Annotated in this window: 19 protein-coding genes and 1 pseudogene; 6 read left to right on the top strand and 14 right to left on the bottom strand. The window is 60.0% G+C overall.

Annotation, left to right across the window (positions count from 1 at the left end):
• The 6 genes from O7A05_RS10510 to O7A05_RS10485 all read right to left on the bottom strand — a co-directional run bounded on the left by O7A05_RS10510 (position 1) and on the right by O7A05_RS10485 (position 6608).
• The gene (locus tag O7A05_RS10510) at positions 1–1149 is read right to left on the bottom strand and encodes an 8-amino-7-oxononanoate synthase (RefSeq protein WP_337092965.1); all 1149 of its coding nucleotides are present in this window, start codon (positions 1147–1149) and stop codon (positions 1–3) included.
• Entirely contained in the window at positions 1146–2120 is a 975-nt protein-coding gene (gene bioB, locus O7A05_RS10505) for a biotin synthase BioB (RefSeq protein WP_337092963.1), read from the bottom strand. The genes O7A05_RS10510 and bioB overlap by 4 nt, the downstream gene beginning before the upstream one ends.
• A 101-nt stretch (positions 2121–2221) precedes the next feature.
• Positions 2222–3088 (bottom strand): carboxylating nicotinate-nucleotide diphosphorylase, encoded by an 867-nt coding sequence (gene nadC, locus O7A05_RS10500; protein WP_337092962.1) that lies wholly within the window; start codon positions 3086–3088, stop codon positions 2222–2224.
• The gene (locus tag O7A05_RS10495; RefSeq protein ID WP_337092961.1) at positions 3088–4629 is read right to left on the bottom strand and encodes an L-aspartate oxidase; all 1542 of its coding nucleotides are present in this window, start codon (positions 4627–4629) and stop codon (positions 3088–3090) included. The genes nadC and O7A05_RS10495 overlap by 1 nt, the downstream gene beginning before the upstream one ends.
• Positions 4626–5600 carry a quinolinate synthase NadA gene (nadA, locus tag O7A05_RS10490; protein WP_337092960.1) on the bottom strand — a complete coding sequence of 325 codons (975 nt, stop codon included), beginning with the start codon at positions 5598–5600 and terminating at the stop codon, positions 4626–4628. The genes O7A05_RS10495 and nadA overlap by 4 nt, the downstream gene beginning before the upstream one ends.
• A gap of 60 nt (positions 5601–5660) precedes the next feature.
• Complete coding sequence (locus O7A05_RS10485; RefSeq protein WP_337093086.1) at positions 5661–6608, bottom strand: NUDIX hydrolase; 948 nt, start codon at positions 6606–6608, stop codon at positions 5661–5663.
• A gap of 405 nt (positions 6609–7013) precedes the next feature.
• Between O7A05_RS10485 and O7A05_RS10480 the strand changes: the two are divergent.
• The 6 genes and pseudogenes from O7A05_RS10480 to O7A05_RS10455 all read left to right on the top strand — a co-directional run.
• A pseudogene (locus tag O7A05_RS10480) lies at positions 7014–7310 on the top strand (metallophosphoesterase family protein); the annotation flags it as partial.
• Positions 7311–7946: 636 nt separating this feature from the next.
• Complete coding sequence (locus O7A05_RS10475; protein WP_337092959.1) at positions 7947–8927, top strand: ABC transporter permease; 981 nt, start codon at positions 7947–7949, stop codon at positions 8925–8927.
• Positions 8928–8948: 21 nt separating this feature from the next.
• Positions 8949–9959 (top strand): sugar ABC transporter substrate-binding protein, encoded by a 1011-nt coding sequence (locus O7A05_RS10470; protein WP_337092958.1) that lies wholly within the window; start codon positions 8949–8951, stop codon positions 9957–9959.
• Between the two features lie 56 nt (positions 9960–10015).
• Positions 10016–12136, top strand: a complete 2121-nt coding sequence (locus O7A05_RS10465) for an ABC transporter permease (protein ID WP_337092957.1) — start codon at positions 10016–10018, stop codon at positions 12134–12136.
• The gene (locus tag O7A05_RS10460; protein ID WP_337092956.1) at positions 12133–13209 is read left to right on the top strand and encodes an SMP-30/gluconolactonase/LRE family protein; all 1077 of its coding nucleotides are present in this window, start codon (positions 12133–12135) and stop codon (positions 13207–13209) included. The genes O7A05_RS10465 and O7A05_RS10460 overlap by 4 nt, the downstream gene beginning before the upstream one ends.
• Entirely contained in the window at positions 13206–14702 is a 1497-nt protein-coding gene (locus O7A05_RS10455; RefSeq protein WP_337092955.1) for a sugar ABC transporter ATP-binding protein, read from the top strand. Before O7A05_RS10460 ends, O7A05_RS10455 begins: the two co-directional genes overlap by 4 nt.
• Positions 14703–14885: 183 nt before the next feature.
• On the opposite strand, the gene O7A05_RS10450 is transcribed toward O7A05_RS10455, so the two are convergent.
• From O7A05_RS10450 to mdeB, 8 genes are all read right to left on the bottom strand, one after another.
• Positions 14886–15812, bottom strand: a complete 927-nt coding sequence (locus O7A05_RS10450) for an AraC family transcriptional regulator (RefSeq protein WP_337092954.1) — start codon at positions 15810–15812, stop codon at positions 14886–14888.
• Positions 15813–15895: 83 nt separating this feature from the next.
• Entirely contained in the window at positions 15896–17020 is a 1125-nt protein-coding gene (locus O7A05_RS10445; protein WP_337092953.1) for a branched-chain amino acid aminotransferase, read from the bottom strand.
• 69 nt (positions 17021–17089) lie between these two features.
• Positions 17090–17944 (bottom strand): fumarylacetoacetate hydrolase family protein, encoded by an 855-nt coding sequence (locus O7A05_RS10440; RefSeq protein ID WP_337092952.1) that lies wholly within the window; start codon positions 17942–17944, stop codon positions 17090–17092.
• Positions 17941–18795 (bottom strand): SDR family NAD(P)-dependent oxidoreductase, encoded by an 855-nt coding sequence (locus O7A05_RS10435; protein ID WP_337092950.1) that lies wholly within the window; start codon positions 18793–18795, stop codon positions 17941–17943. Before O7A05_RS10435 ends, O7A05_RS10440 begins: the two co-directional genes overlap by 4 nt.
• A gap of 51 nt (positions 18796–18846) precedes the next feature.
• Complete coding sequence (locus O7A05_RS10430) at positions 18847–19140, bottom strand: YciI family protein (RefSeq protein WP_337092949.1); 294 nt, start codon at positions 19138–19140, stop codon at positions 18847–18849.
• 379 nt (positions 19141–19519) lie between these two features.
• Positions 19520–21241, bottom strand: coding sequence for a dihydrolipoyl dehydrogenase (gene lpdA / locus O7A05_RS10425; protein ID WP_337092948.1), 1722 nt, complete (start codon positions 21239–21241; stop codon positions 19520–19522).
• A 7-nt stretch (positions 21242–21248) separates the two neighbouring features.
• On the bottom strand, positions 21249–22541 hold the full coding sequence (gene aceF / locus O7A05_RS10420) for a dihydrolipoyllysine-residue acetyltransferase (RefSeq protein ID WP_337092947.1): 1293 nt from the start codon (positions 22539–22541) through the stop codon (positions 21249–21251).
• Between the two features lie 19 nt (positions 22542–22560).
• On the bottom strand, positions 22561–25224 hold the full coding sequence (mdeB, locus tag O7A05_RS10415; protein ID WP_337092946.1) for an alpha-ketoglutarate dehydrogenase: 2664 nt from the start codon (positions 25222–25224) through the stop codon (positions 22561–22563).
• Positions 25225–25655: the final 431 nt, after the last annotated feature.

The raw sequence follows: 25655 nt of genomic DNA, 5'->3' as shown, positions 1-25655 counted from the left end.
TCACCTTTGGTCTTTCTGGGCCAACGCCTCGACAAGCGCATCGATCATTGCAGAGATGGCGGCTTCGTCGACGTTGAGCGTCAGCGAAATGCGCAGGCGCGACGTACCTTCGGGCACGGTTGGCGGACGAATACCGCGTATGTCGAAGCCGCGCACCTGCAGTGCCGCCGCCACTGCCATGGTGCGCCTGACGTCACGGATGACAAATGGCTGGATCTGCGAGCCGCTGGGCACCACGCCGAAGCGCTCGGCCAGCAGGCGGCCTGTGGAGGCAACGATTTCCTGCAGCCGAACACGGCGCGTCGGTTCTCCGGACAGCATGGCGAGCGCTTCGCGCGCCGCGACGGCCATCAGCGGCGATGGCGCGGTGGCGTAGATGAATGGCCGGCAACGGTTGACGAGGTAGTCGCACAGTGTTCTCGGCGCGGTGACGAGTGCGCCCGACGCGCCGAGCGCCTTGCCGCATGTGTGGAGCGCGACGATGTTGTCGCGGCCTTCGAACGCGGCGGCGAGGCCGCGGCCGTCCGGTCCCCAGACACCGGTGGCATGCGCCTCGTCGACGATGATGAATGCCTCGTGCAGATCGGCCAGCGCGACAAGGTTTTCCATCGGCGCGAAGTCGCCATCCATGCTGTAGAGGCTTTCGACCGCGATCCAGACCCGCCCCTTGCCGCCTTCGGCACGCCAGTGCTTTATCGCATCCTCGAAAGCGTCGACGTCGTTGTGCGCGGCCAGCACGAATTCAGCGCGTCCGGCCCGTGCACCTTCATGCACGCTAGCATGGGCGAGCTGGTCGAGGACGAGCAGGTCGCCCTTCTGCGGCAGCGCGGTCAGGAGAGCGAAATTGGCGATGTAGCCGCCGCCGAAGAACAGCGCGCGCTCAGTCCCGAAGAACCTTGCTGCGTCCGCCTCCAATTCCTCATGCTCCGGTGCGTTGCCGCGCAACAGCCGTGACCCGGTGGCGCCTACAGGCGTGCCGCGGGCAATGGCAGCGGCTACCGCATCGCCAAGCCTTTTGGAGGCGGCGAGCCCGAGGTAATCGTTCGACGAGAAGTCGAGCCCGGTGCGTGGCGACAGCGTCCTCAGCCGGTCCTTGCGCGCCAGCCCCTGCAAGGTTGTGTCATAGCGGGCAAGACGTGCCTCGGTCATTGCGCCTCAAGTTCCATCGGCTCGATGCCGAGACGCCTGAACAAAAGGGTATCCTTGTCCTCACCGGGATTGTCCGCCGTCAGCAGCGTGTCGCCGACGAAGATCGAATTGGCGCCGGCAAAGAAGCACAGCGCCTGCATCTCGTCGGTCATGGCGGTGCGGCCGGCGGAAAGTCGGACATGCGATTTCGGCATCATGATGCGTGCCAGCGCGATCACGCGTACGAATTCGATCGGCTCGATCGGCCTGGCGTCGGCAAGCGGTGTGCCGGCGATCGGGATCAGCATGTTGATCGGAATGCTTTCCGGATGTTCCGGCAGATTGGCGAGCGTTACCAGCATGTCGATCCGGTCCACCGTCTCTTCGCCCATGCCGACAATGCCGCCGCAGCAGACCTTGATGCCGGATTGGCGAACATGCTCGAGCGTATCGAGCCGCTCCGCGAAGCTGCGGGTACTGATGATCTCGCTGTAATAGCGCTCCGACGTATCGATATTGTGGTTGTAGTAGTCGAGACCAGCCTGCTTCAAACGAGCGGCCTGCTCAAAGTCGAGCATGCCGAGGGTCATGCAGGTCTCCATGCCGAGTGCTTTCACGCCCTCGACCATGGCGACGACCGCATCCATGTCGCGCGCCTTGGGGTTCTTCCAGGCGGCACCCATGCAATAGCGGGTGGCGCCGGCGTCGCGCGCCTTGGTCGCCTCGGTGATGACGCGCTTGACCTCCATCAGTTTCGATGCCTTCAGGCCGGTTTCGTGATGCGCCGACTGGCTGCAATAGCCGCAGTCTTCCGGGCAGCCGCCTGTCTTGATGCTGAGAAGGCGGCTGAGCTGGACCTTGTTGGGATCGAAATTCTGGCGGTGAACGGTTTGCGCCTGAAACAGCAGGTCGTTGAAAGGCGCGTCGTGGAGTGCCCGAGCCTCCTCCAGAGTCCACATCCTGCGGTCGTCGAAGGGTTGGACTTCAGGCATGATCTTTTCCGAGGTCGCTGCGTGCATTTTCCACCCTGTTCCTTGCGTTGTGGCGAGCTGAGCGTCCGTGGAGCTGGCGAACTGTGTCGGGGAGAGGTTGGTCAGGCAGGACGATCAAGCTCGTTGTAGTCGAGACCGATATCGAGGATCGGCGCACTGTGAGTCAACCAGCCGATGGAAATCAGGTCAACACCGGTCCCGGCGATGGCTGGTGCCGTCGTCGCGGTGATCCTGCCTGACGCCTCGGTGATCGCCCGGCCGGCGACCATGGCCACCGCCTGGCGCAACTCGTCAACCGACATGTTGTCGAGCAGGACAGCGTCGGGGCTAAGCGCCAAGGCCTCGTCCAACTGGGTCAGTGTATCGACCTCGACTTCGATCTTGACGAGATGGCCAACGCAGCTACGCGCCCGCTCAATCGCGGGGCGGATTCCGCCGGCGATGGCGATGTGATTGTCCTTGATCAGGATCGCATCGTCGAGGCCGAAGCGGTGATTGCAGCCGCCGCCAGCACGCACGGCGTATTTCTCGATCGTCCGCAGTCCGGGCGTCGTCTTGCGCGTGCAGACGATCTTGGCGTCGTGACCGCGGACCGCCGCCACGATCGATGCCGTCGCCGTCGCAATACCGCTAAGGTGACAAAGGAAATTGAGCGCGGTCCGTTCCGCTGTAAGAATGGCTCGGGCAGGGCCGCTGACCGAGGCAATGACCTCGCCTTGCGCGATGTCGCTGCCATCCGCGCGATGCACCGTTATGTCGACATCCTGGTCAATCAGCCGGAAAGCCAGCATCGCCAGATCGAGCCCGGCGACGGTTCCTTTCTGGCGCGGCGAAAGCACGGTTGTAGCGTGGTGGTCCTTCGGCACGACCGCATCCGTGGTCAGGTCGCCGGCCCTACCGAGATCCTCGAGAAGAGCAGCTCGTATCAGCGGCTCGAGCATGATCGCGGGAAGTGGCGTGAGGATCATCAAACGACGCTTTCCAGCATTGGGGAGGATGCAAGTTCTCGCACAGCAGCCAAGGCTGCGTCGAGGATGATTTCGGAGCGGCGGGCGAAGGCTGCATGATCGGGAAAGTCCGTTCGGAAATGAGCGCCTCGGCTTTCCCGGCGCTGCAAGGCCGCGACTGCGATCATTAACCCGACAGCGGCCGGATCTGACGCCGCATCGTACCGTTGCGCCAATGGCAGCAGGGCGCGTGCCGCGCCTTTCAGCCCTTCACCATCGCGGGTGACACCGAGGGCACGAGAAAGGTGAGGGCGCACAGGCGCCGGATCGGGCCCAGGCAACTCCCTCACGATCGCTCGCACAATGCGGCCGCTCTTGGAACCGGCAACGCTTTCGGCAACCCAGCGCGCGCAGACGACCGCCTCGGTCAACGAGTTGCTGGCCAGCCGGTTGGCGCCGTGCAGACCGGTCGAAGCGATTTCCCCGCAAGCCCAAAGCCCCGGAATTGAGGTTCGCCCGGCCAGGTCTACAGCGACACCACCCATGTGGTAATGCTGGGCCGGCCGGATCGGAATGAGGTCGTGCGCCGGGTCGATGCCGGCGCCGCGGCAGGCCGATGCAATCGTTGGAAAATGCCGCGCGAATGTCGCGCCCGGCTTTTCGCGCGCGTCGAGGAAGGCGCGATGGCCCTGCCCAAGATGTCGCCAGACGGCGCGCGTGACGATGTCTCGCGGGGCGAGCTCCGCACCCGGCACGCCGTCAAGGAAACGCCGGCCCGTCTCGTCGACGATGGTCGCGCCTTCGCCGCGAACCGCTTCACTAATGAGCGGCATCGGACGACCGGGCCCGTCAAGCGTGGTCGGATGGAACTGGATGAACTCCAGGTCGGCAAGCGTTGCGCCCGCGCGCGCTGCGAGCGCCAGGCCCTGTCCGCAACTGCCCAACGGGTTGGTTGAGTCATGGAACAGACCGCCAATCCCGCCAGTGGCGAGAACGACCCGGCCCGAGGCAAGGAACACTGGGCCCGTCGAACAGTTCGCCAATACGCCGGTGACCCTGCCGTCCTCCACGGCCAGCCGGCGCGCGTCAAAGCCCTCTACGACTGCTATTGTCGGCGTAGAGCGCACGGCGGCGACAAGGGCGCGCATGACCTCGCGTCCGCTGCCGTCGCCTCCGGCATGAACGATGCGCCGGCGACCATGAGCGGCTTCCAGCCCGAGACGAAGAGTGCCTTCGGCTGTCCTGTCGAAGCGAACCCCAAGCCTGGCCAGATCCTCGATTGCTGCGGGCGCCGCGTACAGGATACGCCTTGCCGCTTCAGCGTCGCAAAGGCCATCGCCGGCGGCGAGCGTGTCGGCAAGATGCAGTGCCGGCTCATCATCGTCGCCCAGGCTGGCGGCAAGCCCGCCTTGCGCCCACGCGCTCGAAGCGTCCGCGCCAAGCGGCGACCGCGACAGAAGAAGTACCGGCTCCGGCGCCAGATGCAGTGCTGTCATCAGCCCGGCGATGCCGCCGCCGATGATGACCGGCCGGCCTGCGAGATCGTGGACGCCCATGCTCATACCGCCAGCATCCGCTCGACGGCCAGCCGCGCGCGCCCGGCGACTTGCGGATCGATGGTCACGACATGGCGGTTGTGCACGAGCGCCGCACGGATGTTGGCGAGCGTTATCCGCTTCATGTGTGGGCACAAATTGCAGGGCCTGATGAACTCGACCTCGGGATGCTCGACCGCGACATTGTCGCTCATCGAGCACTCCGTCATCAGCACGACGCGGAGCGGCTTTTGCCTTCCAACATAATCGGACATGGCAGCGGTCGAGCCGGAAAAATCAGCTTCGGCCACCACGTCGGGCGGACATTCGGGATGCGCCAGCACCGTCACGCCGGGATGATCCTCGCGCAACTGGCGGATATCGTCGGGCGTGAAGCGCTCATGCACCTCGCAATGGCCTTTCCAGGCGATGATCTGGACGTCGGTCTGGGCGGCAATGTTCTGCGCCAGATATTCGTCCGGCAGCATGATCACCCGGGGAACACCGAGGGACTCGACGATCGCCTTCGCATTGCCCGAAGTGCAGCAGATGTCCGATTCCGCCTTCACCTCGGCGGACGTGTTGACATAGGCGACGACTGGCACGCCCGGATAGCGTTGCCGAAGCAGGCGGATGTCCTCGGCGGTGATCGAATCCGCCAGCGAACAGCCCGCTCGCAAGTCGGGAATGAGCACGGTCTTTTGCGGATTGAGCAGCTTCGCCGTCTCGGCCATGAAATGCACGCCGGCGAGCACGATGACATCGGCTTGGGTCGACATCGCCTTACGCGCAAGCGCCAGGCTGTCGCCGACGATGTCTGCGACGCAGTGGAAGATTTCCGGCGTCTGATAATTATGCGCCAGGATGACAGCGTTTCGCTGCCGTTTCAGATCAACAATGGCGTCGACATCATCGGCGAATACCGGCCATTCGATGGCCGGAATGACGCGCCGCACGCGATCGTAAAGGGCAGAGCTGCGTGCCTGATCGACAGCCATGGCGCATATACTCCATATGAGTATTTATATGACATATACTTATATGGAGTATAAGGAGAGTCAAGCACGCGAAACTGGCAATTTCGTCCCGGCAACGGCGCGCTCGGCCAGAACGTCATGGCGAAAGCGAAACAGCTTGGCCGGCCGCCCACCGGTATCGGCCGTCACCGCGCCAGTCTCTTCGACCAGTTCCTGCTGCTCGATCAGCCGCCGGAAATTCGGCTTGTGCACCTGCCGGCCGGCGAGCGCCTCGACGCTGCGCTGGAGCTGAAGCAGTGTGAATACCGGCGGCATCAATTCGAAGACGACGGGACGATATTTGATCTTGGCGCGCAGCCTGGCGATGCCGGTGGCCAGGATACGGCGATGATCCGCCGCCATGGCCGGGCCGAAGACAGACAGCTTGGCGTCCTCGGCCCGGCTGCGATGCGCCTCCTCGACAAGCGCGGCTTCATAAAGCACCTCGTACCGCTGCAGCACCAGTTCCTCATTCCATGCATGGTCATCGAGGCCGAAGGCAATCGATATTCGCAGCCGACGGTCACTTCGTACGGAGATATCGCCGGCGGCTTCCGCCCAGGCGTGCAGTCGCGGGATGATCACGTCCGGCAATGCATGTGGAGCGCCGTCGCGGTGATCTTCCCAAGGAAAATAGTCGTACCAGTTGCGCCATGTCGCCTTATCGGCGGGCTCTGCCTGTTCCTCACGGGCCAGAGCGAGGTAACTGATCGAAATCACCCGTTGCGCCTCGTCTCCTGCCCGGTCGCGGTCGGCGAAAGTGTAAAGCTGTTCTATGTAACCTAGGGGATGTCGCGTCTGGTGTTCGACCCAACCCCTGAGGCCGGATTGCAGCGACCGGTGCCCAAGTTCGAATGGACCGGAGGGCAGGGCCTTACCGTTTTGAATGGTCATGACGCGTGGCTGGCCGGATGTTACCGCCGCCAGTACCGCAATCAGTTCCGCGGCAATGGAATGTCGCTGATCGGCTTTCGCGGGCTGCTTCAAGATATTTTCCGCCTCATGCTCATGCGGTCCTCGGATCTGATACCGTACGGCGGCCGGTCTCGCCGCACCACGCCCGATTCCGAGCGTGAACCGAGGAATTTTGGCAGTCAACTTTGAACCTAAAGAAGGGCCTGAGGCCACCTGCGCTGGAATCACAGTTCCCACCACATCCGGTTGGGCACGCGTTCTTGTCGCACTCAGGAAACGCAGGCTGAGCCATGCGAGTCTACGGCGACCCACGCGTTTGACGGTCGAGTTCCGGTTTCTTATAGGCCACCGTATCTGGCACCTCCCGTTGCCCAACGCTGGCGGATTTTGCTACCGAGGCTTTAAGAGTGATCGCCGGCTTATGTTTGGGGCGACTTAAACTTCGCAGGAACAAGCCCGAGCTTCGGTTCGGAACTGGGGATGACATTACGATTTGTTCATACGGCCGATATCCATCTCGATTCGCCACCGCGCTCGCTAGTCCTCAGAAATTCTGAGCTTGCCGAGCTCGTCGGCGATGCCAGCCGGCAGGCATTCGCTGCAATAGTGGACCTTTGCCTTGCGGAGCGTGTCGACGCTCTCGTGGTTGCCGGCGGTCTTTACGATGGCGACCAGACTTCGATGAAGACCGCGCGCTTTCTGGCTTCCCAGATGACGCGCCTCCATCGAGCTGGCGTCAGGGTCTACATGATCCGCGGCAATCACGACGCCATGTCGGGGAGCATGAAGATTTGTGAGGCGGTCATGCGGCGCGGGCCGTTTCTCTGTGCTCGTGATTGTCGTTGGCCATGCCGGGGATACCATTGCCGGAATGTCGAGCGGAGGGAACCGTCAAGGGTCTGCATGCGGGTTTGCAGCAGAAGATGCGCGCCGATCCGTTCGCCTGGCTCCCAAAACCCGCGCAACGTCAGGCTAGCCTCGCCTTTGATCCTGGATCGCGGAACGGAACTGTCCGGGCAACGACCGCCGATGATTGCCTTTCCTGCGCATGTTCACACCCACAACATGTTCGCAGCGCACGTCCGGCAAATGGTTTGCCGGCCTCCCTGGGGGAGGCTGTAATGGCCAGCTCCGATTGAAATGGCCGGCTGGTGCAATTCTCGGCTCACCGGGAAAAGTCGGGCAACGAAAACCCGAATAATCTTCATCGAAAGAATACGCAGCCACTGATCTCACAGGGCGCATTGGGGAACAGCTGTCCAATTTGGAGTCGTACGCCTTCCGTACGTCTGCCTCAGGCGATCAGCGTTTCTCCAAAACACCTCCCGGGTTTGCGAGACGAGCCAAGAGTTGAGCGCGACCCCCGCAATCGCCTGGAGACACAGAGCCGCAATTTCCAAGGTCTAGATCGCGATGCCTAAGCTGAAACCGGAATATCTTAGTCAAGAGAACATAGTCCTTCTCCTGACGGTAGCGCTATTGGCCGGTTTTGCCCTGTTGGTCCCTGGATTCGCCTCGGCGGGGAATCTGATCGCGTTGGTTCGCGGCGTCTCGATCCTGGGCGTACTTGCAATCGGGATGGGTCTTGTCGTGATCGGTCGCGGCATCGATCTGTCGATGGTCGCTGTCATGGCGCTCTCGGTGACCTGGATGCTTTCAATGGCCAACGACGGTACTCCGCTCCTGGTGGCTGCGGGGTGGGCCTTCCTGGCGGTCATAGCGGTAGGTGTTCTGAATGGCGTGATGATCGCATACGCCGAGGTTCCCGCGCTGTTTGCGACCTTGGCCACGGGTTCGTTCGTCTACGGCTTCGGACGCTCTACGCTGATCACTCAGGATACTGTCGCAGTCACATCCACCGACAGTTTTTTTCAATGGCTCGGAGCGACTTATATTGGCCCATTTCCGATCGAGATAATCTTCTTTGCCGGAACGGCGATACTTGCCGAGATGATACTGCGCATGACGGTCTTTGGTAAGTATGTCTACCTAATGGGTGACAATTACCTCGCCGCCCGAAATGTCGGTATACCCGTGCGCCCAATGATCGTAGCCCAGTATTTGTTTTCGTCTCTGGTGGCGTTCACCGCGGGAATCATTACTGCGGCAAACCTGCTCAGCATGAGCACCAGGATCGTCAATTCACAACTTCTATACGATATCATCCTGGTTGTTGTCGTCGGCGGCATTGGACTAAATGGTGGTAAGGGCGGCATTCGCAATGTCGTTATCGGTGCGCTGCTCGTGGGCATTTTGTCCAACGGACTGACAATCCTCGATGTTCCCGATCTCTACCAGAAATTGGTGAAGGCGCTCGTCCTGCTGTGCGCCCTCATCGCCGACAGCCTGCTCAATCCTCGCAATGAGCAGACGGAAAAGCAGGGCGATATCTGACAATCCACAGGGAGAAATGAAATGTCTTTGAGGCGAGTTCTTACGGCGGCGGCGCTTCTGCTGGGCGTCACGACACATGCCATCGCGGAGGGGTCCTTCAACGAGGATCCTGGCCGGCCGCACTATGACAAATCCCTTTCGGGAAAGAAGATCATCATGGTGCCGATGGCGACGGGCTTTGACCTGGCCCAAGGCTGGATCCACTATATCGGCAAGGAGGTCAAAGCTTGGGGCAGCACTCTCGACGTGCGGGATCCGAACTGGGTCGTGGATGCGGGTGCGCAGGCCATTACGGACGCTATAGCGGCCAAGCCAGACGTGCTGATCATAATGCCGCCTGACGTGAATTCCTACGTCAAGCTGACGAAGAAAGCGATGGCGGAGGGGATCTATGTAGTCCAGATCGACAATCCGTCGAATGTCTCAACAGACCTCTATGCGGGCGCGGACTGGGTCCAACTCGGTCAGCTTGAGGCGCGCGCAGTCCTCAAGGGGTGCAGCGAGGGCTCGTCCAAGAAGATCGCGCTGATCCAGGGCGATGACGTCAATGCAACCAGCCTTGGAATGTATGCCGGCATAACCAAGGAACTAGCCAGCCATCCCGACATTCAAATCGTTGCCAAGCCGGTTTCCAACTGGGACGCAACGACGGCCAAGAACGTAGCGGCCACTGTCATCCAGCAGCACCCTGATTTGTGCGGGATCATTGACTACTGGGACAACACCGCACAGGGCACGGCCGCTGCACTGCGCGATGCGAAGCTCGACGGCAAGGTCTACCTGGTGTCCACGGGTGGCGGCGAGCAGATTGCCTGTGACCTGATCAACAAGGGCATCATCAACGCCGAGATTTCGACTGAGGTACCACAGCAGTCTCGCAACATAACGACCGCGATCAAGATGCTGCTTCAGAGTGGGGTTCCGGCCGGACAGATGAAGACGTCCCTGTACACGGACCTGGTCACGCTAACCAAGGACAACGCTGTAGCTGGGCGTTGCTGGAATCTCAAAGAGCTCCAGAAAGAGCAATGAGAGAGACTTAATCTTGAACGACCCAGGTCCAGCGTTGCGGGAGCATTAGATCAACGATGAGTATGTCAGAAACGCTCGTACGCCTTCGCTACACGTACGTTCCAGATCATCTTCTGGGCGAAGTGCTCACCAAACGCTGGACCGACAACGCAGTTCCCGTTTTTGCATTGGTGTCGGTGATCGTCGGCTTTGGTTCGCTGATCCCCGATTTCTTCACCATTCGCAGCGGTATCGACGCCCTCCGGCAACTGGGCGAGTTTGCCTTGGTTGTCACCGGCCTGACAATCGTGATGCTCGGGGGCGGCATCGATCTCGCGGTAGGTGCCATCTTTGCCCTGGGCGCCTTCTCCGCCGTTTCCGTCATTTACATCTTGGGCGGACCGGTGTGGTTGGCGGCCCTATCGGCTGTGGCCGTAGGCGCCTTGGCGGGTTCAATCAACGGCGTGTTGGTCGGATACATGAGGATGCGCGCGTTCCTCACCACGATCGTCACTTTTTTGATCCTGCGTGCCGTATATGACATCCTTACGGTAAGATTTGCCAATCTTATCCAGACCTCTGACGTAGACAACGCGAGCTTCAACTTCATCGGCGACGGGACGATTGCCGGCCTGCCGATGAGTTTTGTGGTGGCTGCTGTGTTTGCCATTGCGGCGCACGTCTTCATTAGCCGATCACGCTGGGGCTGGCATATCCAGTCGGTTGGCGGATCGCGCCGCTCCGCTCACAACATCGGAATTCCGGTGCGGCGGACGGTCTTCTTCACCTATGTCATTTCGGGCGTTTGCGCCGGGCTCGGCGGATTCCTAATCGGGGCGCGCCTGGGGGGTGTTGGGCCTGGTACCGGGGCAGGGCTGGAAATCTCTGCGCTGACGGCGGCGGTCGTCGGCGGCATTAGTCTGGGCGGCGGCCGCGGCTCCGTGGCCAAGGGTCTGATGGGAGCGGTCATCATCCTGACCTTGACCAACGGGCTTATCCGACTGGGGTTTGCCTCCGGATCCACGCAAATGGTGCTGGGCATCCTTCTGGCGCTGGCGGTGATGCTTGATGTGCGGTGGTTGAAAAACCGCGACAAGGTCCTGTCCAAGGTCTATGTGGCGCCCGTCTACAGCCAAATGGCTGATGGCGATACGGCTCTTCCGAGCTCGGATTCACCATATGCGCTGGATAATCGCCTGGCTGCCGCTGACCCTATAGGTCTTGGTCAGGTCGAAGGCCCGGAAGACGTCATCCTCGACCTTGAGGACAATCTCTATACCGGTACGCGCCACGGCGAGATCGTCCGGTTTCTTGCGCCGGACCATAAGGTTCGCGAGGTGTACGCCCACATCGGCGGGTTCCCCTTGGGGATGGCTTTCGATCGGGACGGCTCGCTCAAGGTATGTGTCGGTGGCATGGGCCTCTATTCAGTGGCTCCGGATCGTTCCGTCACTCGACTTTCCGCCGAAACAAACCGGTCACTTTTTTCAATCGTGGACGACGCACGCCTGCGCGATCCCAACGACTGCGATATCGCCGTGGACGGGCGCATATTTTTCACGGATTCTACCACCCGATATGACGCCCATGACTGGGCGCTCGATTCCGTCGAAAGCCGCCCCACAGGACGACTGCTTTGCTACGATCCGAAGACGGGGAAGACCAGGACAGTCCTTCGCAATCTCTGCTACAGCAACGGGGTCTGTCTGGCGCACGACGGCCAGTCGATCCTCTTCGCCGAAAGCTGGGCCTGCCGCGTCCAAAGGTACTGGATATCCGGACCCAAGACTGGTGTGGTCGAGCCCGTGATCGCCGACATGCCGGGCTACCCGGATAACATCAATCGCGCCAGCGACGGCACGTATTGGATGGCATTCCTCGGAATGCGCACGCCCAGCTACGATCTGGCGCTTCGCATGCCTGATGTGCGCCGCCGCATGACCCGCAAGCTTCCACAGGACGACTGGCTGTTTCCAAACGTCAATACAGGCGGGGTCGTTCGTTTCGACGACAATGGAGAGATCGTCGAGACGCTTGGCGATCTCGGCGGCAGCTCACATCCAATGGTGACGTCGATGCGAGAGCATAAGGGCAGGCTCTTTATCGGCGGCATTCTGAACAATCGAGTTGGCTGTCTAACGCTGCCAGGGCGGGACAGGAATTGGACCGGACCTGGGTCGTATTGGACTGAAAAATGACGCTTCTTGATCCTGTTCTCGATCTCTTCCGCGGAAAGGCAATCACCGTCCCGCCGCTCGACGGAGCCTTTCGTCCCAATGCCAGGCTCGACGAGGCAGGCATTGTCGTGGAACTGGATGCACCAGACGATCTCGCCTGCACAAGTGGCGGCCAGATTCTGGTAGCCAGTGGTAAACAGATCTTCGAGCTGGATCGTTTGGGGCATCGCGCTACAGCCCTCGTCAGTTTTGATGAGACGATCACGGCCTTGGCAGCAATGCCGGACGGCTCGGTCGTTGTGGCATTCGACGATGGCAGGCTAAGGAGATGGCTCGGCGGTAATGACTCGACGGTCCTCGATCTGCCTGAGATAGCCTGCCCGACGGCACTCGCGGTTCTGGATCCATCCACCGTCCTCGTCGCTCAGGGATCTCAGAGTCGACGTCCTTCGGAATGGCGTCGGGATTTCCTGGAACGAAATAGCAGCGGTGCCGTCTGGGCCGTAGAACTGTCGAAGGGGAGGGCAAGGAGGTTGGCGGATGGCCTCGCCTTCCCGAATGGCATTGCGCCAATCGATGAAGGTCGCCACGTCCTCGTCTCCGAAGCGTGGTGCAATCGTCTCGTCAAAATCGTTCTCGAGGGCGGATCGCCTCAACCGATCCTGGGCGATTTGCCAGGGTACCCTTCAAGACTGGTTCATGCCCGTGACGGAGGCTTCTGGCTGGCATTGTTCGCGCCGCGCAACCGGTTGATCGAGTTCGTCCTGAGCGAGGCGAAGTTCCGTCGTAAAATGATGGCGGAGGTTGCACCTGAACTATGGGTTGCCCCCGCGCTTTCACCCCCACGAACCTTCATGGAACCTTTGCAATGCGGGTCGGTTCGAACGATGGGCATTTCCAAGGCCTGGGCGCCGACGCGCTCCTATGGCCTGATCGTGCGCTTGGATAAGAATCTTGTGCCGGTTGCGAGCTATCATAGTCGTGCCAACGGGTTGCGCCATGGAACGACCAGCGTCCTGGACGTCGGCGACGGTGTTCTGGTCACGGCCAAGGGCGCCAATGCGGTAATTGAATTCGAGGATGCGCTCGCATGACAAACATTGTTGAGATGCGGGGCGTCACCAAAAGCTACCGCGGAAGTCTTGCAGTACGGGACGTAACGATCGTTTTCCGTGAGGGTGAAATCCACGCGCTCCTCGGTGAGAACGGAGCTGGCAAGTCGACGTTCACCAAGATGATGGCCGGGGTCGTTGAGCCAACATCCGGATCTATGCTTCTGCGCGGTGCGCCCGTTTCCTTTGCGAAGCCCTCGCAGGCAATTTCCGCCGGCATTGCAATGGTGTTTCAGGAGACTTCGCTTGTGCCGTCCATGACGGTCGCTCAGAACCTGTTCCTCGGCTCTGAAGGGATACTGAACCGCCTTCGCGGTACGAACATTCAGGCGCAACAATTTCTGCAGTCGCTGAATTTTCAGGTCGATCCGACGGCGTTGGTGGCGACGCTTGGCGCGGCCAAAAAACAGATGGTGGAGATAGCCAGGGCGGTTCAACAGAACGCAAGGCTCATCATTTTCGACGAACCTACGGCCACGCTCACACCGGAAGAAAAGCGCCACTTCTTCTCGCTTGTAAGGCGCCTCAAGGCGCAAGGCGTTACGATCGTGTTTATCTCCCACGCACTCGAGGAAGCGTTGATGCTCGCCGACCGCATCAGCGTGCTGCGGGATGGCGAGCTCGTGATCACCGACGACGTGACCAAGTTTGATCGCGACAGGCTTGTGCGCGCCATGGTAGGGCGCACTCTCTCTGGAGAACTTTACGGCAAACACGCCGGCGCAGCAGCCAGGCCGGCCGGAAAGAAGGTCCTCAGCTTGAAGGATATCTCGGCGGCCGGGGTTGTCAGAAACAACTCACTTTCAATCTTTGCTGGGCAGATCACAGGCCTGTTCGGCTTGATCGGCTCAGGTCGAACCGAAACCGCCAAGGTTATAGCCGGCATCGTCAAACGCGACTTTACACGAGGCGGCATCATAGAATTGCACGGCAAACCTGTGCGCTATCCGACCCCGCGATCTGCCGTGCGCGATGGCATCGTGTACATCACTGAAGATCGAAAGGTCGAAGGCTTCTTCGATACGACAACAATAGCCGGAAATCTTTATGCGGGCTTGCTTGCTGGCGGAAACAGGAAGAGCCTTTTCGTGAGCGTACGTGAAATGCGCAGACTCGCGGAAACCTGGCAGAAGAAGCTTGCCATCCGCTCGATTAGGAGCAGCGCGCGCGTCATCGAATTGTCTGGGGGCAATCAACAGAAAGTGGTGATCGGCAAGGGACTTGTGCAGAAGCCGGAGATTATCATCTTCGATGAACCGACTCGAGGCGTCGATGTAGGCGCCATCGCAGAGATCCATGCGCTCCTCAACCAACTCGCCGACGACGGCCATGCGGTCGTGGTGATTTCGTCTTATCTGCCGGAAATCATGAACCTTTCCGATCGTATCTTGGTCTATCGCCAGGGTCGCATGGTCGAAGAGTTCGCTCCCTCCCAGGCCACTGAGGAAGCTATTATGTATGCGGCGGTCCATTGAGAATGAGCAGAGCTGCGAAGTAGGTGTCGGGTCGGCGGTCAACCCCGGGGTGGTGCTGCGGGTCGTTGAGGCAGCCTCTCACTCACCCATTGCCGATGATCGGATCGCGCGCACGCACCCCTCGACATTCCGGCCCTTCAGACCGGCCGATGGATCCCTTGCCGTGGGCGGTTAGCACATCTATCAGTCCGGTTTATTGCCCCGCCGATAGAAAATTGGTGTCACGCCGAGATGGCTCTTCATCGCAACGCTCAGGTGGCTCTGGCTAGCAAAGCCACACATCTCGGCGATGGATCCGCAGTCGAGATCAGACTCGACCAGCAGGCGCGTTGCGCTGCTTATGCGCCTCTGCATGAGCCAACGGTGAGGCGATAACCCAGTCTCCTGCGTAAAAGTCCTGGCAAAGTGACGGCCACTGAGGCCTGAGACGGTCGCAAGGTCTCTGACTGTAATGCTCTGATCCAGATTGCCATCCACGAAGTCGCTCACTCGCTTCAATTTAAACGGAGACAAGACGATCTTTTGCGGCATGTCCGAGGTGGCTGCGCGCTGAAGAAGAATACTCAGTAAGGTGGTAAGCAGGCCGTCAGCCAAGATGTAATCGGTATTTCTATTTCGCTCTGAAGCCTCCCACAATTTGACAATGAGCGAATGCACCAAATTGTCCTGCCAGATGTCTTTCGAGAGCGGAACAAAAGCTTCCTGAAGGTTGGCGGGCGTCGACACCCCAAAGACGCGCCTAAGCGTCTCCGTCGGGACGATCAACAACAGGGCTCTGCGCACGCCATCGGCGCGCCAGTCACTGCGATGATGTGGAGGCATGGCAAAAAGGCTGCCGGGGGTCCAAACGCCTCGAGACCATCCGCTGCCGAAGTTCCATGACGTCTCGCCCGGCTTGATGATCTCCAGCGGCGATGAGATAACGAGATCGGGAACGTCAGGGTCGTCGTAGCTGTGCGGTCCGAACTCGGCGAGCACCATCCTGCAGCGCAGCCGGCCCGGAGACGTTCTGTGCTCCTGCGGAAAACTGGAATATGCGGCAGCCCGGAAGTAGTCAGCGAAGCTATTCCATGTGCTGCCAGTAGTGCAGTCGATGGATTGGCTGGCCATGAGGTATGTGCGTCCTGTTCGTTGCTCCATCGCAAATTAAGCGCTTTTTTCGATCATTTGAAGTGCCTTATGGTCGAACCTGCCTAGCCCTTTTCAGCCGGTCCAATCGGGCAAAGCCATCCGTGTGTGTCTTTCTGCCGGCCATGCTGTATATCGAGCAACCGCTGGCGCAGTTCCATGGTGACAGGCCCGGGCGCGCCGTCGCCAATCGTAAAACTGCCTTTTCGTGATTTGGCCGCGCCGACAGGGGTCACGACAGCCGCGGTCCCGCAGGCGAACGATTCAACAATCGTACCCGTCCGGCTACCGTGCTCCCATTCCTCAGTCGTAATACGACGTTCCTCGACCTGGTAGCCCAGATCATTTGCAACGGTGAGCAGCGATGCCCGCGTAACTCCCTTCAACAGGGATCCTGTCGGCACCGGTGTGATCAACTTCCTTTGACCCCCGTCGTCCAATACAAAGTAGAGGTTCATACCGCCCATTTCTTCGATGGTCTCACGGTCGATGGCGTCGAGCCAAACGACCTGGTCGCATCGATTTGCCGTCGCTTCCTGCTGGGCTAGAAAGCTTGCGGCGTAGTTGCCCGCGCATTTTGCCTCTCCAGTGCCTCCCCGAACGGCCCTGACATAGTCCTCGGAGATCCAAACGGTCACCACCGAGACGCCGTTTGGAAAATACGCTCCCACCGGGCATGCAATGAGGCAGAAAGTATAGGTTGCCGATGGCCGCGTAGTCAGGCGGGCGTCCCGCGCAAACATCATGGGTCGAAGATAGAGGCTCTCTCCGTAGCCCTGCGGCACCCAATTGCGTTCCACATCAACCAACTGTTGAATCGCCGCTTCAAACACCTGCTCTGGCAGGGGCGGCATGGCCAAGCGGCGCGCGCTTGCGGCAAACCGCTGGGCATTCACTTCAGGACGAAAGACCGCAATCGAGCCGTCCGGCTGGGCATAAGCTTTCAATCCCTCAAAGATTGCCTGACCGTAATGCAGGGTCGAGGTCGCGGGGTGAAAGCTGAATGGCGACAGCGGCTCGACTTGGAAATCGTGCCACCCGTTCTCGGCGTCGTACTGGCCTGTCACCATGTGCTGGGTGAAAACGGCGCCAAACAGGGGATTGCTTCCCGTAAGCTGGCGGCATTCCTGGACTGACGTCAGTTCTGGCGCAAGATTCCTCGCGACCACCGTACCCATAGACTTCGTCATTGTTGCCTCTGCATGCTAGAAGTTTGGCAGACACGTGCCTTGAACAAAGGCGGTGTTTGCTGGACAAGGTCAGGCCCGGGCGGGTTGGCGCAGCTCGACCCGTTGAACTTGTTCGCCTAAGCCCTGTATCCCGGCTCGAACGGTCTCACCGCCTTTCAGGAACACCGGTGGCTTCTGACCCATGCCAACGCCCGGAGGTGTGCCGGTCGCAATGATGTCGCCGGGTTCAAGTCGCATGAAGCGGCTCACGTAGCTTATGATCTGCGCGAGACTGAAGATCATGGTTCGCGTCGACCCGTCCTGGTAACGCCTTTGGTCGATATCCAGCCAAAGCCTTAGGTCCTGTGGGTCCTTGACCTCGTCAATAGTGACCAGCCATGGCCCAAGCGGGGCGAATGTGTCGCAACTCTTGCCTTTGTCCCAGGTGCCGCCGCGATCAAACTGAAAGCTTCGTTCGGAAAGGTCGTTGAACACGCAATAACCGGCAACGTGCGTCAGTGCGGCGTCTTCCGTGATGTAGCTCGCTTCGGTGCCGATTGCGACCGCGAGTTCCACCTCCCAATCCGTTTTCTCGGCCGCGGCTGGGACCAGAATCGGGTCGTTTGGGCCGCAGATGGCGCTTGATGCCTTGAGGAAGACGATCGGTTCGGCGGGGATCGGCAGGCCTGCCTCAAGCGCATGATCCCTGTAATTCAAGCCGATGCACACGATTTTGCCGACAGAGCCAACACACGGGCCGATGCGAGCAGGCTGGAGCTTCGGCAATGCTTCGAGATCGAGTTTCGCCAAGGCCTGCAACGCGTTCGGTGCAAGGCTCCTGCCGCAAAGGTCATCGACGACGCCGGACAGATCGCGAAGATTGCCTTGGCTATCCACGGCGGCGGGCACTTCCCGACCTGCTTCGCCGACTCGAAGGAGCTTCATGATCCTGGTTTCTCTTCGCTGCCTGTCGCCAGCAGATCGCCAAAATTCATCCAATGCGAGGTTGTAAGCCACCCGGCATCGACGGGAATTGAAACTCCGGTAACAGCGCTGGATTCGTCAGACATGAGAAAGCTGACAACGGATGCGACCTCATCGATCTCCACCAGCCGCCGCATTGCTGTGGCCCGCTTCAACGCGCTGACGTCACGCTTCCCGGAGTCGATTTTTTCCTGCATTGCCGGGGTCAACGTGAACCCTGGCGCCACTGAGTTGACCCGCACCGACTTTGCACCGAACTCGCCCGCGGTCAGCGTTGTCAACGATCCCATGGCGACCTTGGTCGGCCCGTAAGCGTGCAGGGGGAGCACGCGCAGCTCATTGATCGAGGTGATATTGACGATGGAACCGCCACCGTTCTTGATCATGAGGTTTCCAAACCACTTGGTGCAGTAGAACGCGCCGAAATAGTTAACGTCCCAGATCTGTCGCTGTCGCTCGATATCAAGGGACATGAATGGGACGACATCTTGCAGGATTCCTGCGGCGTTGACCAGGCCGGCCACAGCGATGCCCTGGTCATCGATTTGCCTGGCGGTTCTTTCTACGTCCCCGGGCCGGGACACATCCAAGGTGAAAACATCCAGTCGCGCGCCGACCGACCGCTCTGACTGCAACTTGGCCAAGCCGTCGCGGTTCAAATCCACCGCAAGCACGCGCCAGCCGTCTCCGATGAGGCGTCTTACAAGGCCCGATCCGATACCGCCCCCGGCACCAGTAACAACAATTGCCGATCCCGCCTCGCGCATGCTGGTCAACATCTTGCCGGGCTTGTCGTCTTTCGCGTTCCCCATGAATGTCAATCCTCCGTAGAACAATTTTCGCGTCTGAGCTGGTGTCTCAGGCTACGCGGGAATCACCTTGCGCCAGGCCCGTACTTCGATGCGTGCAAAGAGCCCCGCCAGCGCATAAGGGTCATTTTGAGCGAATGATACGGCTGCGTCGTAATCGGGAAGATCTATGATGATCAGTCCACCCGCAGACTCTTCGCTCCCGTCCTGCAATAGCGGGCCGGCGAGCAATATTTTGTCGCGATAAGGTTGAAGATACTGCAAATGCGCGGGCCGCGTTCGAGAGCGCAACTTTCCGCTCATATCTTTATCTTCACAGAGGACCACGAAATACATTTTCTTCTTCACCCTTCGGTCACCGAACATAACCAATTCGTCGAACGGTCTCCATTCTCGATACTGCCAGCCTTTTCATGTGTCAGGCACCGCACCATCGATGCGGGCGTAGAGAACTCGTACTCCGTGCCCCCTTCTCTCGCACACTGCCTGGCCGTCGGTGGCGCCCTCAAGCAGGGAGCGCCGTTGCAAAGCGTTCTCGGGCTGGGCTGTTTGCCGCGCAGAAACGCGGCAAACTTGCTTTTCGCCACGCCGCAGTCGACCTTGTGGCCATTCGTTTCAGTTTCGATTGGTCCGGCCGTCAAAATAACAACACCAGGCCCTTAACCGAAGCGGACCAGATTTCGTTGCGAATCCATACCTGCCCCGAGGGGTGGTAGAGATGCGCGGTCTATCTCTTTCCCGCTGGAGGTAGGTCGGTACAGACGCCTTTCTCGACTTCCGCTGCCATGCCGATCGTTTCACCGAGTGTGGGGTGCGGATGGATCGTCTTGGCCATGTCTGTCGCGTCCGCGCCCATCTCTATTGCCAAACAGATTTCGCCGATCATGTCGCCTGCACCAGGACCAACGATCATGCCGCCGACCACTCGCTTCGTCCCTTTGTCGAAGATCAGCTTGGTCGCGCCATAAGCGGCTCCATTCGCGATTGCACGACCAGAAGCCGCCCATGGGAACCTGGACACCGAAACTGCTGCGCCAGACTGCTTGGCCAGTTCCTCAGTCAGCCCGACCCAGGCGATTTCCGGGTTGGTGTAGGCCACATTGGGGACAACGGTGGCATCGAAAGCGCTTTTCAGTCCGGCGCACACCTCTGCCGCTACGTGGCCTTCGTGGATGGCCTTATGCGCCAGCATCGGCTCTCCGGCGATATCTCCAATCGCAAAGATGTTAGGGGCACTCGTTCGCATCTGTTCGTCGACGACGATGAAGCCACGCTTGTCGCAAGCAACGTCAACGCGATCGAGCCCGAGTGCCGCGCCATTGGGCCGTCGACCGACCGACTGCAGAACGAGGTCATACTCGCGTTCGAAGGACGTTGTGCCTTGAACCGTAACCTTGATGCCCGAGGGCGTCGCAACGGCGCTGGTGACTTGGGCTCCGACCGCGATCTCGCCAAATCTATGGTTGTTTTGCTTGCGCCAGATATCTACGCCGTCTCTGTCCACACCGGGTAACAGCCCCTCCAATCGTTCGACAACATCCACGGTCGCGCCGAGCCCGCCATAGATAGTCGCCATCTCGAGGCCGATAATGCCTCCACCGACCACCAGCATGCGTTTTGGGACAAAAGGAAGCTCAAGCGCGCCTGTGGAATTGACCACACGCGGGTCATCCGGCAGGACGGGAATATGGGCCGCCGCTGATCCTGCGGCGATAATGCACTTTCGGAACCTTACGGCTCGCCCACCTTCTGCTGTGCTCACGTTCAGCGCGTCGCTTGAAAGAAACTCCGCCGTTCCAATGATCACCTCGACTTTTCGCATTTTCGTCATTTGTGAAAGGCCACCGGTAAGGCGTGCGACCGTCGCCTGCTTGAACTTGACGATTGCGTCGAGGCTCACTTGAGGGGGCGAAAACGATATTCCGGGTACTGCCAGCCTCTCGGCTTCCTCCTTTACGGCGACGAGATGCAGCAGTGCTTTCGAAGGGATGCAGCCGACATTCAGGCAGACGCCGCCCAACGTCTGGTGTTTCTCGATGAGGATGACTTTCAGCCCAAGGTCTGCCGCTCGAAAGGCCGCCGAATAGCCGCCTGGTCCTGCGCCGATGACCACGACGTCACAGTCAACGCCGCCTTCGGTTCGAGCAGCCGTCGACGCAGCCTGCTTCTGGATCGCGTTCGATGGCTCGACGTCCTGCTGGGCTGTTTCAAGCCCGACCACGGTTGCAATGAGCGTGCCTTTCGATACCTCGTCTCCGACCGATACATGGATGGCGTCGACCATTCCCGCTGCGGGGGATGGGACCTCGAGCGTTGCCTTATCCGACTCGAGCGTCAGGATCGGCTGATCGACCAAAACGGCCTCACCTGTCCTGACCAGGATTTCGATGACCGGAACGTTGGCAAAGTCACCGATGTCGGGGATCTCGATCTTCGTCTTGCTAGTCATGTCCCGCTCACAGGATCGAGCGACGCAAGTCGCTCAGGATTGATGCAACGTTGCCCAGGAACCGCGCCGCGGCCACGCCGTCGACCACGCGATGGTCCCACGAAAGGCTTATGGGAAGAACGAACCGCGGTTCAAACCGGTCGCCGGTCCAAATGGCTTGCATCGAAGCCTTGCCGGCGCCGAGGATCGCCACTTCGGGGGCGTTGATGATTGGCGTGAAGCCGTCGCCGCCGACGCCACCGAGCGAGGACACCGAGAAGCAGCCACCCTGCATGTCCTTGGCGTTCAGCGTCCCATCCCGCGCCTTGTCGGCCAGTCCGCGCATTTCTTCCGCGATCTGGATCAGGCCTTTCCGGTCGGCGTCGCGGATGACGGGGACCATCAAGCCCTTCGGGGTGTCAGCGGCGAAGCCGACGTGCACATACTCCTTCAAGACAAGTTCATCGCCGTCGAGGGACGAGTTGAACCGCGGATAGGTCCGCAACGCGATCGCCGCGGCCTTTATCAAGAACGCGACCATCGTGAGCTTCACGTCTTTGCGTTCCGCATTGATGCCTTTGCGGAAGGCCTCGATGTCGGTCACGTCAGCGTGGTCGAAGTTGGTCACGTGAGGAATGGTGAGCCAGTTCCTTGTGAGGTTGGCGCCCGAAATCTTCTGGATACGCGCCAGTGGCTGGCGTCGTACGGGTCCGAACTTCGAAAAGTCGACGGATGGCCATTCAGGCAGGTCCCGCCGGAGGACGCCACCGGCTTGATCCGTTCGTGCCGGTGCGCCCTCCACGATTGATTTCACATATGCCGCCACATCTTCGCGCAGGATGCGGCTTTTCGGTCCCGTGGCTGTGACCTGTTGCAGATCGACGCCCAGCTCACGAGCCAGTTGGCGCACGGAAGGCGTGGTATGGGTGTCGGAGGTCGAAACCTCGCCGGACGGGGGCGCGGCGGGCGGAGCGCTGCGAGACGCCTCTTTCGCCGGTGTCACGGGAACTGCGGGAACAGCCGCACCGGTGACGACTTCGGTTGTGGCGGAGGCGGGTGATGCCGGTTTCTCGGGACTGTTCGCCGCATCCAAAGTCAGCAAGACGTTTCCTTGTGAGACCCTGGTTCCGAGCGCCACTTTCAGTTCCACAACCCGACCAGCCACTGGAGAGGGAACCTCCATGGTAGCCTTGTCGGATTCGACGGTTAGAATGGGTTGATCCAGTTCGACGAGATCACCCGCCTTCACCATGATTTCGGCGACGGGCACGTCTTTGTAGTCGCCGATATCGGGCAGCCTCACTTCGATCGGGTCAACCATCGCTACACTCCGTTGATATTTAGATGTTCCATGGAGCCGCGTTGCCGTGGAGGCCGTAGCGCTCGATCGCCTCCGCGACCGCCATCGCTTTCAGCTTCCCGCTCTTTTGCAGTGCCGAGAGCGCTGCCAAGACAATGTGATGCCGATCCACTTCGAAGAAGCTGCGTAGCGCCTGCCTGGTATCGCTTCGTCCGAAGCCGTCGGTACCGAGGACCGTGTAGGGTGCTTCCACGTAGGACGCGATCAGCTGAGGATATGCACGTACATAGTCGCTGGCAGCGAGAATCGGTGTTTTCCCGCCCAGGCATTTCGCGACATGGCTGACTTTCTGCTCACCAAGGGGATTGAAACGATTGTGGCGTTCGACCTCGCGACCCTCTCGGGCCAGTTCACCGAAGCTTGTTGCGGACCAGACCTCGGTCGCTATGTTCCAATCCTCGCGCAACAGCTTGGCGGCCTGGATCACCTCCACGAGGATAGTGCCGCAGCCGAGCAGGCGGACATCGGCCGTGGCTTTGGCGCTGCCTTCGAACTTGTAGAGGCCGCGCACGATGTCGGCTTCTACCCCGGCAGGCATGGACGGCTGCGCGTAATTCTCGTTCATCGCGGTGATGTAGTAGAATTCGTCTACTTGCTCTTCGAGCATTGAGCGCATGCCATGATCGAGGATCACCCCCATTTCGTAAGCGAAAGTGGGATCGTAGGCCCGACAGTTTGGGACCGTCGTGGCCACGAGATGGCTCGAGCCGTCCTGGTGCTGCAGTCCTTCTCCACCCAATGTGGTCTTGCCCGCCGTAGCGCCGATCAGAAAACCCCGGGCACGTTGATCCGCCGCCGCCCAGATGAGGTCGCCGACACGCTGGAAGCCGAACATCGAATAGTAGATATAGAAGGGCAGGAGGGCTTTCCCGTGAACGCTGTACGAGGTTGCGGCCGCCGTCCATGTGGAGATCGCACCCGCTTCGGTGATGCCCTCTTCGAGAAGCTGCCCGTCGCGCGCTTCCCTGTAGTAGAGCATGGTGCCGGCGTCTTCAGGTTCATAAAGTTGTCCGACCGGCGAATAGATCCCCACCTGGCGAAACAAGTTCGCCATGCCGAACGTACGGGCCTCGTCGGCGACGATCGGCACAATCCGGGGCCCCAAAGTCTTGTCCTTAAGCAGATTGGTGAACATCCTCACCACGGCCATCGTGGTGGACATTTCCTTGTTTTGGGCTTGCAGGGCAAAGTCAGCGTAGGTTGATATGGGAGGAATCGCGACCGGTTCGGAGACCCTCCGCCTGGCCGGCATGTAACCGCCGAGCTCGCCACGCCGGTCGCGCAAGTACTTTATTTCGGCGCTATCATCAGCCGGTTTGTAGAACTCGAGAGTCTCAACCTGAACGTTCGTCAGCGGCAGACCAAAGCGGTCTCGGAATGCAAGCAGCGCCTCGACGTCGAGTTTCTTTGCCTGATGAGACGTCATGCGGGACTCGCCCGCACCACCCATTCCATATCCTTTCTTGGTCTTCGCCAGGATTACCGTCGGCCTGCCCTTGGTGGCTTTGGCTGCCTCGAACGCGGCAAAGAGTTTGCGAATATCGTGACCGCCGCGCTTGAGCTGATCGACGTCCTTATCTGACATATGCGCGACGAGAGCCCGCACCTCAGGGTCCTCTCCGAAGAAATTGGCCAGATTATAGGCGCCGTCCTTGGCCCCGAGCGTCTGAAATTTACCGTCGACGGTTGCCGCGAAGCGGCGCAACAGCGCATGGCTCTTGTCCCGAGCGAAGATATTGTCCCACTCGGTTCCCCACAGCACCTTGATCACGTTCCAGCCCGCTCCACGAAAGAGCTGTTCGAGTTCCTGGATGATCTGGCCGTTGCTGCGCACCGGCCCGTCGAGACGCTGAAGGTTGCAATTGATGATGAAAGTCAGATTGTCGAGTTTTTCCCTCGCGGCCAGCGTCAGGCCCGCAATGGACTCGGGCTCGTCCATTTCGCCGTCACCGAACACGCCCCATATATGACGTCCGTCAGTATCAACGAGCTTGCGGTCCCGAAGGTAGCGCATAAACCTGGCGTGGTAGATGGCGCTGATCGGGCCGATGCCCATCGAACCTGTAGGGACTTGCCAGAAGTCAGGCATGAGCCAGGGATGCGGATAGGAGCAGAGGCCAGACCCGCCGATTTCCCTTCGATAGTTCTCCAGGTTTTCCTTCGTCAGCCGGCCTTCAAGGAAGGCCCGGGCATACACACCTGGCGCCGAATGCGGTTGAAAGAAGACCAGGTCGCCGTCGTCTTCGCCCGAATCCGCTTTGAAAAAGTGGTTGAAGCCGACTTCAAAGATCTCGGCCGCCGAAGCGTAGCTTGCCACGTGGCCGCCGAGCTCACCGTAGGCCTTGTTCGCCCTCACAACCATCGCCAACGCGTTCCAGCGCATAATGGCGGTCAGCCGGGTCTCCAATTCCACATCGCCAGGAAACGGCGGCTGCGCCTCCAGCGAGATCGTGTTTCGATAGGGAGAAAACGGCAGGACGTCGGGCAACACATCGAGCTCTTTGGCCTTTTCGTCAAGGGCGCTCATCACGAAGCGCGCTCGAGCGTCACCGGATTCCCGTATCAGCGACTCTAGGGATGCCACCCAATCCGCAGTCTCGAGAGGGTCAAGATCGTCAATGTTGTTTATGCTGTCAGCGTTCATAGCAATACACTCCTTCGATGCGACTCGAAGACTAACTTCCGATCGGAATGAAAGGCGGACTTTGGAAATATCTTTCGGGCATGTCAGGAGGCGATGACCGACGCTCGCTTTGGGAGACCTCGTGCGACGGACCCGATTATGGTGGTCCTTACTTTTGGCATGCAAAGTCCTCTCGAATTGGCCCACGAGCGGGAGCGATATGGCCAACAGATCGCATCACGCCGGGACACATTTGTACCCGGTCGTTTGCCGGCCTGCTTTTCGCAGAGAGCCATTTCTGCCATGAAACTGCCATGGCCGCTGGACCAGCCGACGAAGCGGCGCAACAAGGGGATATCGAGTGGATATGTGTCTCATGGCGAACCGGTATGCTAGCGCTTCTCCCGCATTGCAGGGCGATCGTGATGCTGCTGCCCGAAACGGAGTCGCGG

Origin of the sequence: Mesorhizobium argentiipisi (SeqCode) (genome assembly GCF_037179585.1) — a bacterium.
GTDB classification, from domain to species: Bacteria; Pseudomonadota; Alphaproteobacteria; order Rhizobiales; family Rhizobiaceae; genus Mesorhizobium; species Mesorhizobium argentiipisi.
The sequence above is the reverse complement of the archived record's forward strand: the minus strand, read 5'-3'. Positions and strand labels throughout refer to the sequence as shown.

Coding starts and splice junctions, on each gene's coding strand:
- O7A05_RS10435 (WP_337092950.1), bottom strand. CDS start 18,795: ATGGGGAACGCGAAAGACGACAAGCCCGGCAAGATGTTGACCAGCATG.
- nadC (WP_337092962.1), bottom strand. CDS start 3,088: ATGATCCTCACGCCACTTCCCGCGATCATGCTCGAGCCGCTGATACGA.
- mdeB (WP_337092946.1), bottom strand. CDS start 25,224: ATGAACGCTGACAGCATAAACAACATTGACGATCTTGACCCTCTCGAG.
- bioB (WP_337092963.1), bottom strand. CDS start 2,120: ATGCCTGAAGTCCAACCCTTCGACGACCGCAGGATGTGGACTCTGGAG.
- O7A05_RS10475 (WP_337092959.1), top strand. CDS start 7,947: ATGCCTAAGCTGAAACCGGAATATCTTAGTCAAGAGAACATAGTCCTT.
- O7A05_RS10460 (WP_337092956.1), top strand. CDS start 12,133: ATGACGCTTCTTGATCCTGTTCTCGATCTCTTCCGCGGAAAGGCAATC.
- lpdA (WP_337092948.1), bottom strand. CDS start 21,241: ATGACTAGCAAGACGAAGATCGAGATCCCCGACATCGGTGACTTTGCC.
- O7A05_RS10455 (WP_337092955.1), top strand. CDS start 13,206: ATGACAAACATTGTTGAGATGCGGGGCGTCACCAAAAGCTACCGCGGA.
- nadA (WP_337092960.1), bottom strand. CDS start 5,600: ATGGCTGTCGATCAGGCACGCAGCTCTGCCCTTTACGATCGCGTGCGG.
- O7A05_RS10465 (WP_337092957.1), top strand. CDS start 10,016: ATGAGTATGTCAGAAACGCTCGTACGCCTTCGCTACACGTACGTTCCA.
- O7A05_RS10510 (WP_337092965.1), bottom strand. CDS start 1,149: ATGACCGAGGCACGTCTTGCCCGCTATGACACAACCTTGCAGGGGCTG.
- O7A05_RS10450 (WP_337092954.1), bottom strand. CDS start 15,812: ATGGCCAGCCAATCCATCGACTGCACTACTGGCAGCACATGGAATAGC.
- O7A05_RS10470 (WP_337092958.1), top strand. CDS start 8,949: ATGTCTTTGAGGCGAGTTCTTACGGCGGCGGCGCTTCTGCTGGGCGTC.
- O7A05_RS10445 (WP_337092953.1), bottom strand. CDS start 17,020: ATGACGAAGTCTATGGGTACGGTGGTCGCGAGGAATCTTGCGCCAGAA.
- O7A05_RS10495 (WP_337092961.1), bottom strand. CDS start 4,629: ATGAGCATGGGCGTCCACGATCTCGCAGGCCGGCCGGTCATCATCGGC.
- O7A05_RS10440 (WP_337092952.1), bottom strand. CDS start 17,944: ATGAAGCTCCTTCGAGTCGGCGAAGCAGGTCGGGAAGTGCCCGCCGCC.
- aceF (WP_337092947.1), bottom strand. CDS start 22,541: ATGGTTGACCCGATCGAAGTGAGGCTGCCCGATATCGGCGACTACAAA.